The organism is Pseudomonas sp. RIT778 (assembly GCF_019718735.1).
GTDB lineage: Bacteria > Pseudomonadota > Gammaproteobacteria > Pseudomonadales > Pseudomonadaceae > Aquipseudomonas > Aquipseudomonas aphyarum.
Genome location: NZ_JAIHBA010000006.1, coordinates 70472 through 85220, shown reverse-complemented (window position 1 = coordinate 85220; position 14749 = coordinate 70472). Strand labels below are relative to the sequence as shown.

The following is a 14749-nucleotide window of genomic DNA, read 5'->3' as shown; positions in this document are numbered from 1 at the left end:
TGATGAGCGAGAACAAGAAGTCCGCTGCGATCGAAGAGATGCGCTTTCGTTTGCTGATCGATGCGGTGGTCGATTATGCGATCTACATGATCGACCCCGACGGGATCATTACCAGCTGGAACTCCGGCGCCAAGCGCTTCAAGGGTTACGAAGAAGCGGAGATCCTGGGCGAACACTTTTCCCGGTTCTACACCGATGAAGACCGTGCCAACGGCTTGCCGCAGCGGGCGCTGGACACGGCGATCCGCGAAGGCCGGTTCGAGGGTGAAGGCTGGCGGGTACGCAAGGACGGCACGCATTTCTGGTGCCACGTGGTGATCGATCCGATTTGCAGCCCGAGCGGGCAACTGCTCGGGTTTGCCAAGATCACCCGCGACCTGACCGACCGCAAGATGGCCGAAGAAACCCTCAAGCAGAGCGAACAGCAATTCCGCCTGCTGGTGCAGGGCGTCACCGACTATGCGATCTACATGCTCAGCCCCGAAGGCCGGGTGACCAACTGGAACCCCGGTGCCCAGCGGATCAAGGGTTACAAGCCGGATGAGGTCATCGGCAAGCATTTCTCGATGTTCTACACCCCGGAAGACCGTGAGGCCGGTGAACCCCAGCGTGCCCTGGAAACCGCGGTCCGCGAGGGCCGTTTCGAGAACAAGAGCTGGCGCCTGCGCAAGGACGGCACGCGGTTTCTGGCGCATGTGGTGGTCGATGCGATTCGCGGCGACACCGGCACCTTGCTCGGTTTTGCCAAGATCACCCGCGACGTGACCGAGGCTACCCAGGCGCAACAGGCTCTGGAGAAAACCCGTGAAGCGTTGTTCCAGGCGCAGAAAATGCAGGCTATCGGCCAACTCAGCGGCGGCATCGCCCATGACTTCAACAATCTGCTGACGGTGATTCTCGGCAACCTGGAAATCTTGCGCAAACGCGTGGGCGACGACCCTAAAGTCAGCCGTCTGCTGGAGAACGCCACGCAGGGCGCATTGCGCGGCGTGTCGCTGACCCAGCGCATGCTGGCCTTCGCCCGGCGTCAGGAGCTCAAGACCGAACCAATTGAAATCCCGAAACTGGTGCAGGGCATCACCGGGCTGTTGCGCAGCTCACTGGGGCCGGGGATTCGCATCGAAACGCAGTTTCCCGAAGACCTGCAAGCGGTGCTGGCCGACAGCAACCAACTGGAGCTTGCGGTGCTCAACCTGGCGACCAACGCCCGCGACGCCATGCCCGACGGCGGTAGCGTCACCATTAGTGCCGAACCCGAGGTGGTGCTTGAGCAGCACGATTCAACGATGGCGGCAGGACGCTATGTCTGCCTGAGGGTGACCGATACCGGTGAGGGCATGGACGCTGACACGCTGGCGTCGGCAACCGATCCGTTTTTCACCACCAAAGGCTTGGGCAAGGGCACCGGGCTGGGGTTGTCGATGGTTCATGGCTTCATCGAACAACTGGGCGGCCGCTTCATTCTGAAAAGCACCCAGGGGCAGGGCACCACCGCTGAACTGTGGTTGCCGGTGGCCGTCGACGGTGTTGTCGCCAAACCGCTTGGCCCGATGGTGTCCACCGATACAGTGCCGCGCCTCAGCGTACTGGTGGTGGACGACGACAGTCTGGTGCGCACCAGCACGGTCCTGCTGCTGGAAGACCTCGGCCATCGCGTGATCAGCGCCACCTCCGGTGCCCAGGCGCTGGAGCTGTTCGATCAGGGCGAGGTCATCGATCTGATGATCACCGACATGGCCATGCCGCAGATGAGCGGCGCGCAACTGGCTCATGCCGTGCGCCTGCTCAAGCCGGATCTGCCGATCATCCTCGCCACCGGTTATGCCGAGCGCCTCGAAGGTTTTGCAGCGGGCTTGCCGCGACTGTCGAAACCGTTCAATCAGCTGAATCTTGTAGAGATCATTGCCCAGTCGATGAAGTGAACCGGGGGCACAATCGGGCTGAACTTGTCCGAGACGTGGCGCCTCCAAACGCTTTGTTTACGGAGCGCTTCCCGTGCCACGCATACTGACTCAACCGACCGCCGAAGAAACCCTGAACGAACATAACGCCAAAATGTTCGGTTCACCCAAGGAGCGGCTGGATTTCTACCGACGGGAAATCCAGTACGAAACCAGCATCCTGGCCAACCGAACCGATGCCTATCTGGCGGCGCAATCGTTTCTGGTGATTGCCTTCGCGTCCTGCATGGCTAACCTCAACCCCGAGTGGGGCAAGTTGTTCACCCTGGTGGTGCCACCGTTCCTGGCCTTGCTCGGCCTGCTAAGTTCGCTCAATGCCTGGCCAGGGATTCGTGCCGCGTACGACATCATCGATCATTGGCATTTCAAGCAGAGTGAATTGCTGCGCAGCGAACCCCTGATGGGCCTGGCGTATGACGAATCGCCGCTGTTCAGCGAAATGGAGTCGAGCCACAAGGGGTATCGCAAGTCACTGCTGTTTTCCATTCGTACGCCGTGGATCTTTGCCACGTTCTGGATGTTGCTCGGCAGTTATGCCTTCTACATTCAGGTGACCAACCCGGGCAGTTGAAGTACCACCGTGCTCTTCGGGGTTGCCCGGTTTTTGACGCCGCTCGTAGCGGGCCAGAATCGGCTGGGTGCTGACGCCGTGCAGCAGAATGCTCAGCGCCACCACCGACAGGGTCAGGTCGGTACAAAGCGTGGCCACGCTGTCGCCCAGCCCATGGTTCAGCGCATAGAAGAGGTAGAACAGACTGCCGATGCCACGAATGCCGAACCAGCCGATCAGCAATCTTTGGCGTCCCGCCAATAGCGACCCCCACGGCATCAACGCCACGCACACGGGACGAATGACACAGAACAGCACGCCGCCGACCAACAGCGCCCGCCAGTCCCAGTGACTGACCAGCACCACACCGAGCAGGGTGACCAGAAACACCTCCATCGCCCGCTCGACCAGACCGCCGAAGGCGAGCATGTCCCCCATCATGATGCCGGCGGCCACCTGACTGTCTTCCAGTCGTTCGGTATCGCCGTGCACCGCGTGCTGCGGCTCGACGTTCTGATGGCCGACCACCGGTTGCACCAGATGCTCGGCGGGCGGTTGGTGGGCACCGGTGGATTTGACTTCCTCCTGCCGCAACCCCAGGCCGGCGGCGAACACCGACAGAAACCCGTAGCCACCAATGGATTCGGCCACCACATAGGCCAGCGCGATCAACGCCAGCGCCAGATAGTCGTTGGGGCTGAGGGTGCTGTCATCGTTGCGGATGCGCAGTGACAAGGTCAGGCGGCCGATGCCGCGGCCCATCCAGTAACCGCAGAGCAATCCGGCGGGCACGGCCCAGAGCAGGCTGCGCAGCACCCAGTCGGGCCATTCGGCGGCAAAACCTTCACCGTTCAGCAGTAACAGGCCGAGGATCACGAAGGGAAAGGCTATCCCGTCATTCAGCCCGGCCTCGCCGGACAGGCCGAACCGTACGCTGTCGACGTCCCGCGCATCGTTGACCTGCACCAGCGCCGCGAGCACCGGGTCGGTCGGGGCGAGGATCGAGCCGATCAGCAACGAAGGCCCCCACGGCATGTGCAGGCCAAAGTGCAACAGCAGGCACACGCCGATGATGGTCAGCACCATCACCGGCCCCGCCAGGCCGAATGCGATCCGCCAGCGCTTATCGCGTAACGGCAAACGCAGCTTCAAACCGCAGACGAACAGGGAAAACAGCACCGCGACTTCTGTCAGGTGCTCCATCCACTTAGAGGCTTTATCCAACGGCAATTCCAGCAGATCGAGCCCGACCGGACCGATACCGATGCCCAGCAACAGACACACCGCCGACGTCGTCACCGGCATCCAGCGCAGGTACGACGACGTCAGTGCGAGGGTCAGCAGCACGGCGCCGAGTACGGCGACCCAAATGATGAAGGTCACGACGGGCGGCCCGCCGCGCCGGTTGGATGCCGCCGCGACATGACCGGCCTAGCTCACAGGCGTGCGCAGGTATTCCGGCGTCAGCACGTTGAACCACAGCAGAATCATCGACACCAACAACGTCACCAGCACCAGCAGCGCGACACCCCAGACGCTGGCCGAATACAGCAGACCCTGTTCCTTGCGCTCGTGCATGAAGGTCGGCAGGCCGACGAACAACAGAAACGTCGAATAGATCGAGGCCGCGCCAAGCACCAGCACCGCCAGCCAGCGGCTCGGGTACAGGCCGGCGAGACCGGCAAGGAAAAACGGGGTGACGGTGTACGCCGCGAAACCGATGCACTGATTGAGCGTCGGCCGGGCATCAAAAGTGCGCGACATCCAGCGGATGAATCCGCCGATAATCGCCACGCCAACCACGATGGTGATGTAGAGCAAAACACTCAGCTGCAAAGCGCTGGCACTGCTGAGCCTGACGGTTTCACCCACCGCCAGGCTCCAGCCAACGTAGGTGGTGCCAATGAACAGGCACACCGCGGGGACGAGGGCCAGCAACAGCAGGTGAGCCAGGTAATGACGCGGATGCGCCTCTTCTTCGCGGCGGATGTCGGTCCAGGCGAAGTTCGGCTGGGTGAAGAGCTTGACGATAGGTGCGGACATGACGACCTCCTGATCTCTCGCAACCCGAACGGGCCATGAAGGTATGGAGAGGCCGTCTTGCCCAGCGGTTCACTTTTTTCGGCAGACGGTTCAGAGCATCGGTTTGCCGCCGGTCACGCCATAGCGCTGGCCGGTGATGTAGCTGGCTTCATCCGACGCCAGCAGCACGTAGATCGGCGCGACTTCCACCGGTTGACCGGGCCGCCCGAGTGGCGTTTGCTCGCCAAAGTTCTGCACTTCCTCATCCGGCATGGTCGAGACGATCAGGGGCGTCCAGATCGGCCCCGGTGCCACGCAGTTCACGCGGATCTCCCTCGGGCCGAGCATCTGCGCCAGTCCGCCGGTGAAATTGGCGATGGCGCCTTTAGTAGTGGCGTAGGCGAGCAGGGTGGGTTTGGGCATGTCCGAGTTGACCGAACTGGTGTTGATGATCGAAGCGCCGGGGCCCATGTGTTTGATGGCAGCCTGGCACAGACGGAAGATCGCGGTGATGTTGACGTCGAAGGTCATCACCCATTCGTCGTCGGGAATCTCCTCGAAGGTTTCGTGGGTCATCTGGAAAGCCGCGTTGTTGACCAGTACGTCGATGCGGCCGAAGCGCTCGACGGTTTGGTCCACCAACGCCTGGCACTGGGCTTTCTGCGCAATGTCACCAGGCAGTAACAGGCACTGGCGACCGGCCTGCTCGACCCAGCGCGCAGTTTCCTTGGCATCTTCATGTTCATTCAGATAGGCGACCGCTACGTCAGCACCTTCGCGGGCGAAGGCAATGGCCACCGCACGGCCGATGCCGCTGTCGGCGCCGGTGATCAGGGCGATCTTGCCGGCCAGCCGACCGGAGCCGGTGTAGCTTTGCTCGCCGCAATCGGGGTAGGGCTCCATCTTGCGCTGGGAGCCGGGAACCGCTTGCGCCTGTTTCGGGAACGGGGGTTTTGGATAGTCAGTCATCGTCAATCTCCGGGTCTCATGGCAGGTAGGCCGGTTGACCCGGCCCGTTTGCGCTGAGTTCGATCGGATTGACGCTCGGGTTTGCCCTGACTTGATTACCGGGACTTGAGGGCTCTCTCCATCCGCGCAATGCCTTCTTCGAGCATCGAACGCGGGCAGCCGAAGTTCAGGCGCACGAACTGCTGGCTTTGATCGCCAAAATCCAGGCCAGGGCTGAGGCCGACCCGGGCGTGGTCCAGGAAGAACTTCTGCGGATCGTCCAGATCCAGCGCCGAGCAATCGAGCCAGGCCAGATACGTGCCTTGCGGCACATTGAGGGTCACGCCGGGCAAACGGCTGCGCACGGCGTCCACCAGCCAGTCACGGTTGGCTTGCAGATACTGCTTCAGCGCCTCTAGCCACGGACCGGCTTCGCTGTAGGCCACGCGGGTGGCTTCCATGCCCAGCGGGTTGACGCTGTCGACCATGCCGCAACGGGCGTGGTTGACGCGTTCGCGCAGGGCGGCGTCCTGGATGATCATGAACGAGGTCTTGAGGCCGGCAATGTTGTAGGCCTTGCTCGCCGACATCAGGGTGATGGTGCGCCGGGCGATTTCCGGGCTCAGGGAGGCGGTCGGAATGTGTACGCGGCCGTCGTAGCACAGCTCGGCGTGGATCTCGTCGGAGATGATCCAGGCGTCCTGCGCCACGCAGATGTCCGCCACCGCTTGCAATTCTTCACGGCCGAAAACCTTGCCGATCGGGTTGTGCGGGTTACTCAGCAGCAGGGCGCCGCCACCGGTCAGGGATTCACGCAGTGCGTTCAGCGGGGTGGCGTAGCTGCCGTCGGCCTGGGCGTTGAATTCCAGCTCGACCTTGTTCAGCCCCCAATGGCCCGGTGCATGGCGCAGCGGCGGGTAGTTCGGGGTTTGCACCACGACGTTCTGCTGCGGTTGCACCAGCGCCTTGAGCGCCATGTTGAAACCCGATTCGACACCTGGCAGGAAGATCAGCTCCTGCGGTTTGACCCGCCAGGCGAACTTGTTCCAGAGGTCGGCGACGATGGCCTCGCGCAGATTGTCCTGGGCCACGCTGTAGCCAACCAATGGGTGCAGCAGGCGCTTCTGCAGCGCCTCGATGACCACCGGCGGCGCGGCGAAATCCATGTCAGCGACCCACATCGGCAACACGTCGGCCGGATAACGGCTCCACTTGGTGCTGCCGGTGTCGTGGCGGTCGAATACCTGATCAAAATCGAAAGTCATGCGCGGTCTCTGAAGGCGGAGATGGGTCGTGCCGGCGATGATAAACCCCCATCCCCTGCGGGCGCGAACTTGTGACCCGAGGGTGGCCGACGGTCGGTTTTCACACAGGCGGCGGGGGCGTTGTCTACAGTGAAAAGGTCGGCACTCGTGTGCCGCAACCGTGATTGTCCAGAACAAACCCGGCACCAGTACCGGGTTCCACCTGATCAGGAGTGCACGATGGATCTCAGCCGTCGTCAGTTCTTCAAGGTCGCCGGTATCGGCCTTGCAGGCTCTAGCCTGGGCGCGTTGGGCATGGCCCCGACGCTGGCCTTCGCCGAGCAGGTGCGCCACTTCAAGCTTGCCCACACCCATGAAACCCGCAACACCTGCCCGTATTGCTCGGTCGGTTGCGGCTTGATCATGTACAGCCAGGGCGACGCGGCGAAGAACGTTGCGCAAAACATCATCCATATCGAGGGCGACGCCGACCACCCGGTCAATCGCGGCACCCTGTGCCCGAAAGGCGCCGGCCTGCTGGACTTTATTCATAGTCCCGGCCGCTTGCAGTACCCGCAGGTGCGCAAGCCCGGCAGCAGCGAATGGACCCGGATCACCTGGGACGAAGCCCTCGACCGCGTCGCCGACCTGATGAAGGCCGACCGCGACGCCAATTTCGTCGAGCAGAACGCCCAGGGCCAGACGGTCAATCGCTGGCTGACCACCGGCTTCCTCGCGGCGTCGGCAGCGTCCAACGAAGCGGGCTACATCACCCACAAGGTGGTTCGCAGTCTCGGCATGCTGGGGTTCGATAACCAGGCGCGTGTCTGACACGGCCCGACGGTGGCAAGTCTTGCCCCGACGTACGGCCGTGGAGCCATGACCAACACCTGGACCGATATCGCCAACGCGAATCTGATCCTGGTGATGGGTGGCAACGCAGCAGAAGCCCATCCTTGTGGCTTCAAATGGGTGACCGAAGCCAAAGCGCACAATGCCGCGCGGCTGATCGTGGTCGATCCGAGGTTTACCCGGACCGCGTCTGTGGCCGATTACTACGCGCCGATCCGCACCGGCAGCGACATCGCGTTCATGGGCGGGCTGATCAATTACCTGCTGACCGAGGACAAGATCCAGCACGAATACGTGCGCAACTACACCGACGTGTCGTTCATCGTCAGAGCCGGTTTCGGCTTCGAGGACGGACTGTTCACCGGTTACGACGCGGCCAAACGCAGTTACACCGACAAATCCACCTGGGGTTACGAATTGGGGGATGACGGCTTCGTCAAAGTCGACCCGACCCTGCAGGACCCGCGCTGCGTCTATCAACTGATGAAGCAGCATTACAGTCGCTACAACATCGACCTGGCGAGCCAGATCTGCGGCATGCCGGTCGATGCAATGAAAAAGATCTGGGAGGAAATCGCCACTTGCTCGACGCCGGGCAAGACCATGACGATTCTTTATGCACTGGGCTGGACCCAGCACTCGATCGGCTCGCAGATCATCCGCAGCGCAGCGATGGTGCAACTGTTGCTGGGCAACGTCGGCATGCCCGGCGGCGGGGTCAACGCCTTGCGCGGGCACTCGAATATTCAGGGCCTGACCGACCTCGGTCTGCTGTCCAATGCGCTGCCGGGTTACCTGACCCTGCCCACCGACATGGAGCAGGACTACGACGCCTACATCAAGAAACGTACGCAAGTACCGCTGCGGCCGGGGCAATTGTCCTACTGGCAGAACTACAGCAAGTTCCACGTCAGCCTGATGAAAGCCTGGTACGGCGCCAATGCCACTGCCGAAAACCAGTGGGCCTACAACTACTTGCCGAAACTCGACATCCCCAACTACGACATCCTCAAGGTGTTCGATCTGATGGGGCAGGGCAAGGTCAATGGCTACATGTGCCAGGGCTTCAACCCGATTGCCGCGTTGCCGGACAAGAACCGGGTGATGGCGGCACTGGCCAAACTCAAATGGCTGGTGGTGATGGACCCGCTGGCCACCGAAACCTCGCAGTTCTGGGAACACGTCGGGCCGTTCAACGATGTGAAGAGCGCCGACATCCAGACCGAAGTCATACGCCTGCCAACGACGTGCTTTGCCGAAGAGGACGGCTCGCTGGTCAACAGCAGCCGCTGGCTGCAATGGCACTGGAAAGGCGCCGACGGCCCGGGCGAGGCGCGCACTGACGTGCAGATCATGAGTGCGCTGTTCCTGCGCCTGCGTGAGCGCTATCAGGCCGAGGGCGGCAAATTCGCCGATCCGCTGTTGAAACTGTCGTGGCCGTACAAGATCGCCGAAGAACCTTCGCCGGAAGAGATCGCCAAAGAGGTCAACGGCTACGCCACCACTGACTTCACCGACGCCACGGGTGCGGCGATCAAGGGCAATTCGCAACTGGCCGGGTTCGCCCAGCTCAAGGATGACGGCAGCACCGCGTCCGGCTGCTGGATCTTCTGCGGCAGCTGGACCGAAGCCGGCAACCAGATGGCCCGCCGCGACAACAACGACCCTTACGGCATGCATCAGCATCAGGGCTGGGCGTGGGCCTGGCCGGCCAACCGGCGGATTCTCTACAACCGTGCTTCGGCGGATGTCGCCGGCAAGCCGTGGGATCCGAAAAAACGCCTGGTCTGGTGGAACGGCAAGACGTGGGGCGGCACCGACGTGCCGGACTACAAGGCCGACGTACCGCCGGAAGCCGGGATGAACCCGTTCATCATGAACCCCGAAGGCGTGGCGCGGTTCTTCGCCGTCGACAAGATGAACGAAGGGCCATTCCCCGAGCACTACGAGCCGTTCGAAACACCGATCGGCATCAACCCGCTGCATCCGGAAAACAAGAAAGCCACCAGCAACCCGGCGGCGCGGATCTTCGATTCGGTGTGGGACAGCCTCGGCGTGGCCAAGGATTACCCGTACGCCGCCACCAGCTACCGGCTGACCGAGCATTTCCACTTCTGGAGCAAGCACTGCAAGTTGAACGCGATTGCCCAACCCGAGCAGTTCGTGGAAATCGGCGAAGTGCTGGCCAAGGAGAAGGGCATCGCTGCCGGCGACAGGGTGCGGGTCAGCTGCAAGCGCGGGTTCATTGAGGCGGTGGCGGTGGTGACCAAAAGGATCCGGCCGTTGCAGGTCAACAATCAGGTGGTGCACCAGATCGGCATTCCGCTGCACTGGGGTTTCACCGGCCTGACGCGCCACGGTTACCTGACCAACACCCTGGTGCCGTTCCTCGGCGATGGCAATACACAGACCCCGGAATCCAAGTCATTCCTGGTCAACGTGGAGAAGCTCTGATGGAGAATCTTTAGATGGCCAGCCAAGACATCATTGCCCGCTCGGCCACCACGACCCCGGCGCCTTCGATACGCGGCCAGGAACAGGTGGCCAAGCTGATCGACACCACCAAATGCATCGGTTGCAAGGCGTGTCAGGTCGCGTGCTCGGAATGGAACGAGCTGCGCGACGAGGTCGGCCACAACCACGGCACCTACGACAATCCGCAGGATCTGAGCGCCGATTCATGGACGCTGATGCGCTTCACCGAGCACGAAACCGACGCCGGTAACCTCGAATGGCTGATCCGCAAGGACGGCTGCATGCACTGCGCCGAGCCCGGTTGCCTGGCGGCGTGCCCCAGCCCCGGAGCAATCATCAAGCACGCCAACGGCATCGTCGATTTCGATCAGGACCACTGCATCGGCTGCGGTTATTGCATCACCGGTTGCCCGTTCAACATCCCGCGCATTTCGCAAAAAGATCACAAGGCCTACAAATGCACCCTGTGTTCGGACCGGGTGGCGGTGGGGCTGGAACCGGCCTGCGTGAAAACCTGCCCGACCGGCGCCATCGTGTTCGGCACCAAGGACGACATGAAGACCCACGCTGCCGAACGCATCGTCGACCTGAAAAGCCGTGGTTTCGACAACGCTGGCCTGTATGACCCGGCAGGCGTCGGCGGCACCCACGTCATGTACGTGCTGCACCACGCCGACACCCCGAAAATTTACGCCGGTCTGCCGGACAATCCCGAGATCAGTCCGCTGGTGGGCCTGTGGAAAGGCATCAGCAAACCGCTGGCGTTGCTGGCCATGGGCGCGGCGGTGCTGGCCGGGTTCTTCCATTACGTGCGGATCGGCCCGAACCGGGTCGAGGAAGATGAACATCCCGAACCGCCCGACACCTCGGTGCACGTCGTCGATCCGGCGGTGCACACCTTCGACCCACGCGAGGAGGGCCGGCCATGAGCAACAAGACGATCCTGCGCTACACCGCCAACCAGCGCACCAATCACTGGCTGGTGGCGATTCTGTTCTTCATGGCCGGGCTGTCGGGGCTGGCGCTGTTTCATCCGTCGATGTTCTGGCTGACCCACCTGTTTGGCGGCGGGCCGTGGACGCGGATCCTGCACCCGTTCATGGGCGTGCTGATGTTCGTGTTCTTCCTTGGCCTGGTGTTTCGTTTCTGGCGCTCGAACTTCTTCATCGACAACGACTGGAAGTGGCTGCGACGCATTGACCGGGTGCTGGTCAACGACGAGGAAACCGTGCCGGCGGTGGGCAAGTACAACGCCGGGCAAAAGCTGCTGTTCTGGACTTTACTGCTGTGCATGCTCGGATTGCTGTTCACGGGGCTGGTGATCTGGCGCGCGTATTTCAGTCATTACTTCGGCATCACCACGATCCGCTGGGCGATGTTGCTGCACGCACTGGCGGGATTTGTGCTGATCCTGAGCATCATCGTTCACATCTATGCCGGGATCTGGATCAAGGGCTCGGTGGACGCGATGATGCACGGCTGGGTCAGCCGCGCCTGGGCCAGGAAACACCATGCACTCTGGTATCGCGAGGTGGAAAGCCAAGATCCGCCAGAGCGGCCGGTCACGAAAAAGGGCTGACGTTTGCCAACCATCCTTGAACCCGGAGAAATCGAAGCGGCGGCCAGTTCGCCGCCGTTTCTGCACCTGCCGCCGCACAACCTGTTCATGCTGCGGGCCCAGCGTCTGGAACGCTTGGCCGAAGAGCATCCGCTGGCCGATTACCTGCGCTTGATCGCCGGTTTGTGCCATGTCCAGCAGCAGATCCTCGATGATCCGCCCTCGACCGCGCCGCTTGATGAACAGCGGCTGGAAGTCTGTCGGCAACACGGGATGCCACCGTTCGCCGCCGACACTTTGATTCGCGAGGACACCTGGCAGCTGTATCTCGAGGCCTTGCTCCAGCGCTATGTCGCCCCCGAACAACCGGCAGTGGTCGAAGCCGTGAACACGCTGCGCATCGCCAGCCCCGGTCATCTACGGGCGTGGGCCGTGGCGCTGGTGAGCGGCCAGTATTCGCTGGTGCCGGCGGCGCTGGTGCCGTTTCTCGGGGCGGCGCTGCAAGCGGCGTGGAGTCACTGGCTGCTCAGCGTTCCAAACCTGCAACTGACGCCCGGCGATAGCCTCAGCCAGTGCCCGGCCTGCGGCTCGCCGGCCATGGCCGGAGTGATCCGCCATCGTGGCAAGCACAACGGCCTGCGTTATCTGGTGTGTTCGCTGTGCGCCTGCGAATGGCATGTGGTGCGGGTCAAGTGCGTGTACTGCGAGCAGAGCAAAGGGCTTGAATACCTGAGCCTCGAGGATGACCGCCACGCCGCCAATCAGGCGCCGCTGCGCGCCGAAGTCTGTCCGGGCTGCAACAGCTACCTGAAGTTGCTGTATCTGGAAAACGACGGGGAGGGCGAGGCGCTGTCGGCGGATCTGGGCAGTCTGTTGCTCGACATGCGCCTGGCTCAGGACGGCTATCAGCGGCTGGCGCCCAATCTGCTGCTGGCGCCCGGCGACGAATAGGCCTCAACGATGGGGCAGTTCAACCCGCGCGCGTAATCCACCACTGCGGCGATTGCGCAGACTCAGCTCGCCACCCTGTTCCCGAACGATCCCCCGCGCCGCCGAGAGACCGAGCCCGACCCCGCCGGTGTCACGGTTGCGCGAGGTCTCGAGACGGAAAAACGGATCGAACACCCGCTCCAGCGCGTCCTCGGGAATCCCCGGCCCCTCGTCAATGACCTCGATGCGGATCGATGCATCATCGCAACTCAGCACCACGCTCGGGCGCTGACCGTATTTCACCGCGTTATCCAGCAGATTGACGATGACCCGTTTGATGCCCAGCGGCCGGCCGTCATACACCACATGTGCCGGACCGATGAAACCGATGTCGAGGTGCTGATCGCGGTAGTCATCGACGATGGTTTGCAGCAACTCCGACAGATCGAACGCGGTGGATTGCTCCAGGTGAGTGTCTTCCCGGAAGAACGCCAGGGCGGCGTTGATCATCGATTGCATTTCCTCGATGTCACGGATCAGTTTGCCCTGATGGTCGAGGTCTTCCATGAATTCGCTGCGTAGACGCATCCGGGTCAGTGGGGCGCGCAAATCGTGGGAGATGGCGGCGAGCATGTGCGTGCGTTCGCCGATGAAATGCTGGATCTGCGCCTGCATCGTGTTGAAGGCGACGATGGCCTGACGGATTTCGTGCGGGCCTTCGAGATGGATCGGCGGCGCTTTCAGGTCCCCGCCGAAACGCCGCGCGGCATGGGCAAAGCGCTGTAACGGCTGGGCCAGTTGCCGTGTGGCGAGCCAGGCGACCAGCAGCGTGGCGACCAGTCCCAGGGCAACGATCACGGCAATCCGCACGTTCAGGCTCAGGCCCCAACTGCGCTCCGGCGGCGTGAAAGACAACCAGCTGTCGTCCGCCAACCGCACCAGCGCCATGTAATGCGCGCGAGGGCTGCCGGCGGGCCAGTCATCGGGGTTGAATACGTCGATTTGTCGGTCATCGCCAAGCAATTGCCGCAGTGCCGGCACTTTTCCGGCCTCGACCTGTTCGCCTTCCCCCGGCAGACCGAAGTCGACCCGACGGGGATTCCACACCACTTCAAGCATCGGGCTGCTGGCGGCACGGGCCAGTTGCGGGCGCAAGTTTGCCGGCGCTGCCTCGATCACCCGCGTGGTGGCGGCGATCTGTTCCAGCAATCCGGTGCGTTCAATCGGCGGCCGGGCCCAGATCCCCGCGACCTGAACGAACAGCGCATTGAGCAGCAGAGAAGCGAGCATCGCCGCGACGATCGTCAGGGCAATCCGCCGACTGAGGGTGTCGCGCCGCAGCATCCGGCCGATCATGAGCGGCTCACCTTGGCAGTGAACATGTAGCCGCCGTTGCGCACGGTGCGGATCAGGTCCGGGCGTTTGCTGTCCGGTTCGATCTTGCGACGCAGCCGGCTGATCTGCACGTCGATGCTGCGGTCATAGGCGTCGTGGCCCTGGCCGTGGGTCAGGTCGATCAGTTGTTCGCGGGTCAGGATGCGTTGCGGATGTTCGAGCAACACCAGCAACAGGTCGAATTCGCCGGCGGACATCGGAATCATCACGCCTTCAGGCGAGCGCAGTTCGCGGCAGGTGATGTCCAGATGCCAACCGGCGAAGGCCATGACCGGGCGTGAAGGCTCGGCGCCGGACGGCGTGTTCTCACCGACCCGGCGTTGCAGCGCGCGTACCCGGGCCAGCAACTCCTGCGGGGCGAAGGGCTTGGTCAGGTAGTCGTCGGCGCCCAATTCCAGGCCGACGATCCGGTCGCTCAGCTCGGCCATGGCCGTGAGCATGATGATCGGGATGCCCATCTGCGCCCGGACCTTCTGGCACAGGCTAAGGCCGCCTTCGCCGGGCAGCATCAGGTCGAGGATGATCGTGTCCGGCCGCGCCTGCGCAATGGCCGCCCACATGGCCTCGCCATGGGCGGCGACATCGACCTGATAACCGTGCTGAACGAAGAACTTCTTCAGCAAGGACAGAATTTCCCCGTCGTCATCGACGATCAGCAATCTGCTCACGTTTGCGCAATCCATGAACCCAAAAAGAAGCGCATCTAAAACCATTTCGATGCGCCGGTCATATATTTCAATCCTGCAACATTCCTTCAGCGCGGACATCAGCCGGACATCGTCGGGCAAACATCCGCAGGCACTCTGCACGCCTT

The 14749-nt window shown here is 62.5% G+C and carries 12 protein-coding genes; 6 read left to right on the top strand and 6 right to left on the bottom strand.

Annotated elements, in window-relative coordinates; translation table 11 throughout:
- Positions 1-2 precede the first annotated feature (2 nt).
- Positions 3-1922 (top strand): PAS domain-containing sensor histidine kinase, encoded by a 1920-nt coding sequence (locus K5E37_RS05105; protein ID WP_221533292.1) that lies wholly within the window; start codon positions 3-5, stop codon positions 1920-1922.
- A gap of 73 nt (positions 1923-1995) precedes the next feature.
- Positions 1996-2532 carry a hypothetical protein gene (locus K5E37_RS05100; RefSeq protein ID WP_007951411.1) on the top strand — a complete coding sequence of 179 codons (537 nt, stop codon included), beginning with the start codon at positions 1996-1998 and terminating at the stop codon, positions 2530-2532.
- On the opposite strand, the gene K5E37_RS05095 is transcribed toward K5E37_RS05100, so the two are convergent.
- From K5E37_RS05095 to K5E37_RS05080, 4 genes are all read right to left on the bottom strand, one after another.
- Positions 2431-3894 (bottom strand): cation:proton antiporter, encoded by a 1464-nt coding sequence (locus tag K5E37_RS05095; protein ID WP_221533291.1) that lies wholly within the window; start codon positions 3892-3894, stop codon positions 2431-2433. The genes K5E37_RS05100 and K5E37_RS05095 overlap by 102 nt on opposite strands.
- Positions 3895-3942: 48 nt before the next feature.
- Positions 3943-4554, bottom strand: a complete 612-nt coding sequence (locus tag K5E37_RS05090; RefSeq protein WP_085603717.1) for a Yip1 family protein — start codon at positions 4552-4554, stop codon at positions 3943-3945.
- A gap of 90 nt (positions 4555-4644) precedes the next feature.
- Complete coding sequence (locus K5E37_RS05085; protein ID WP_221533290.1) at positions 4645-5502, bottom strand: glucose 1-dehydrogenase; 858 nt, start codon at positions 5500-5502, stop codon at positions 4645-4647.
- Positions 5503-5597: 95 nt separating this feature from the next.
- The gene (locus tag K5E37_RS05080; protein ID WP_221533289.1) at positions 5598-6746 is read right to left on the bottom strand and encodes a MalY/PatB family protein; all 1149 of its coding nucleotides are present in this window, start codon (positions 6744-6746) and stop codon (positions 5598-5600) included.
- A gap of 219 nt (positions 6747-6965) precedes the next feature.
- Between K5E37_RS05080 and fdnG the strand changes: the two genes are divergently transcribed.
- From fdnG to fdhE, 4 genes are read left to right on the top strand one after another with little or no spacing between them, the layout of a single operon-like run.
- Positions 6966-10031: a formate dehydrogenase-N subunit alpha gene (gene fdnG / locus K5E37_RS05075; RefSeq protein ID WP_221533288.1), complete on the top strand. Its 3066-nt coding sequence runs from the start codon at positions 6966-6968 to the stop codon at positions 10029-10031.
- A gap of 14 nt (positions 10032-10045) precedes the next feature.
- Positions 10046-10981: a formate dehydrogenase subunit beta gene (fdxH, locus tag K5E37_RS05070; protein ID WP_085603705.1), complete on the top strand. Its 936-nt coding sequence runs from the start codon at positions 10046-10048 to the stop codon at positions 10979-10981.
- Complete coding sequence (locus tag K5E37_RS05065; RefSeq protein ID WP_064381623.1) at positions 10978-11631, top strand: formate dehydrogenase subunit gamma; 654 nt, start codon at positions 10978-10980, stop codon at positions 11629-11631. Before fdxH ends, K5E37_RS05065 begins: the two co-directional genes overlap by 4 nt.
- Positions 11632-11634: 3 nt before the next feature.
- Positions 11635-12561: a formate dehydrogenase accessory protein FdhE gene (gene fdhE, locus K5E37_RS05060; RefSeq protein ID WP_221533287.1), complete on the top strand. Its 927-nt coding sequence runs from the start codon at positions 11635-11637 to the stop codon at positions 12559-12561.
- A gap of 3 nt (positions 12562-12564) precedes the next feature.
- Here the strand turns inward: fdhE and K5E37_RS05055 are convergent, their stop codons facing one another.
- Both K5E37_RS05055 and K5E37_RS05050 read right to left on the bottom strand, forming a co-directional pair.
- A complete protein-coding gene (locus K5E37_RS05055; RefSeq protein WP_221533286.1) occupies positions 12565-13896 on the bottom strand; it encodes an ATP-binding protein in 1332 nt (443 codons plus the stop codon).
- Complete coding sequence (locus K5E37_RS05050; RefSeq protein ID WP_102686172.1) at positions 13893-14618, bottom strand: response regulator; 726 nt, start codon at positions 14616-14618, stop codon at positions 13893-13895. Before K5E37_RS05050 ends, K5E37_RS05055 begins: the two co-directional genes overlap by 4 nt.
- Positions 14619-14749 lie beyond the last annotated feature (131 nt).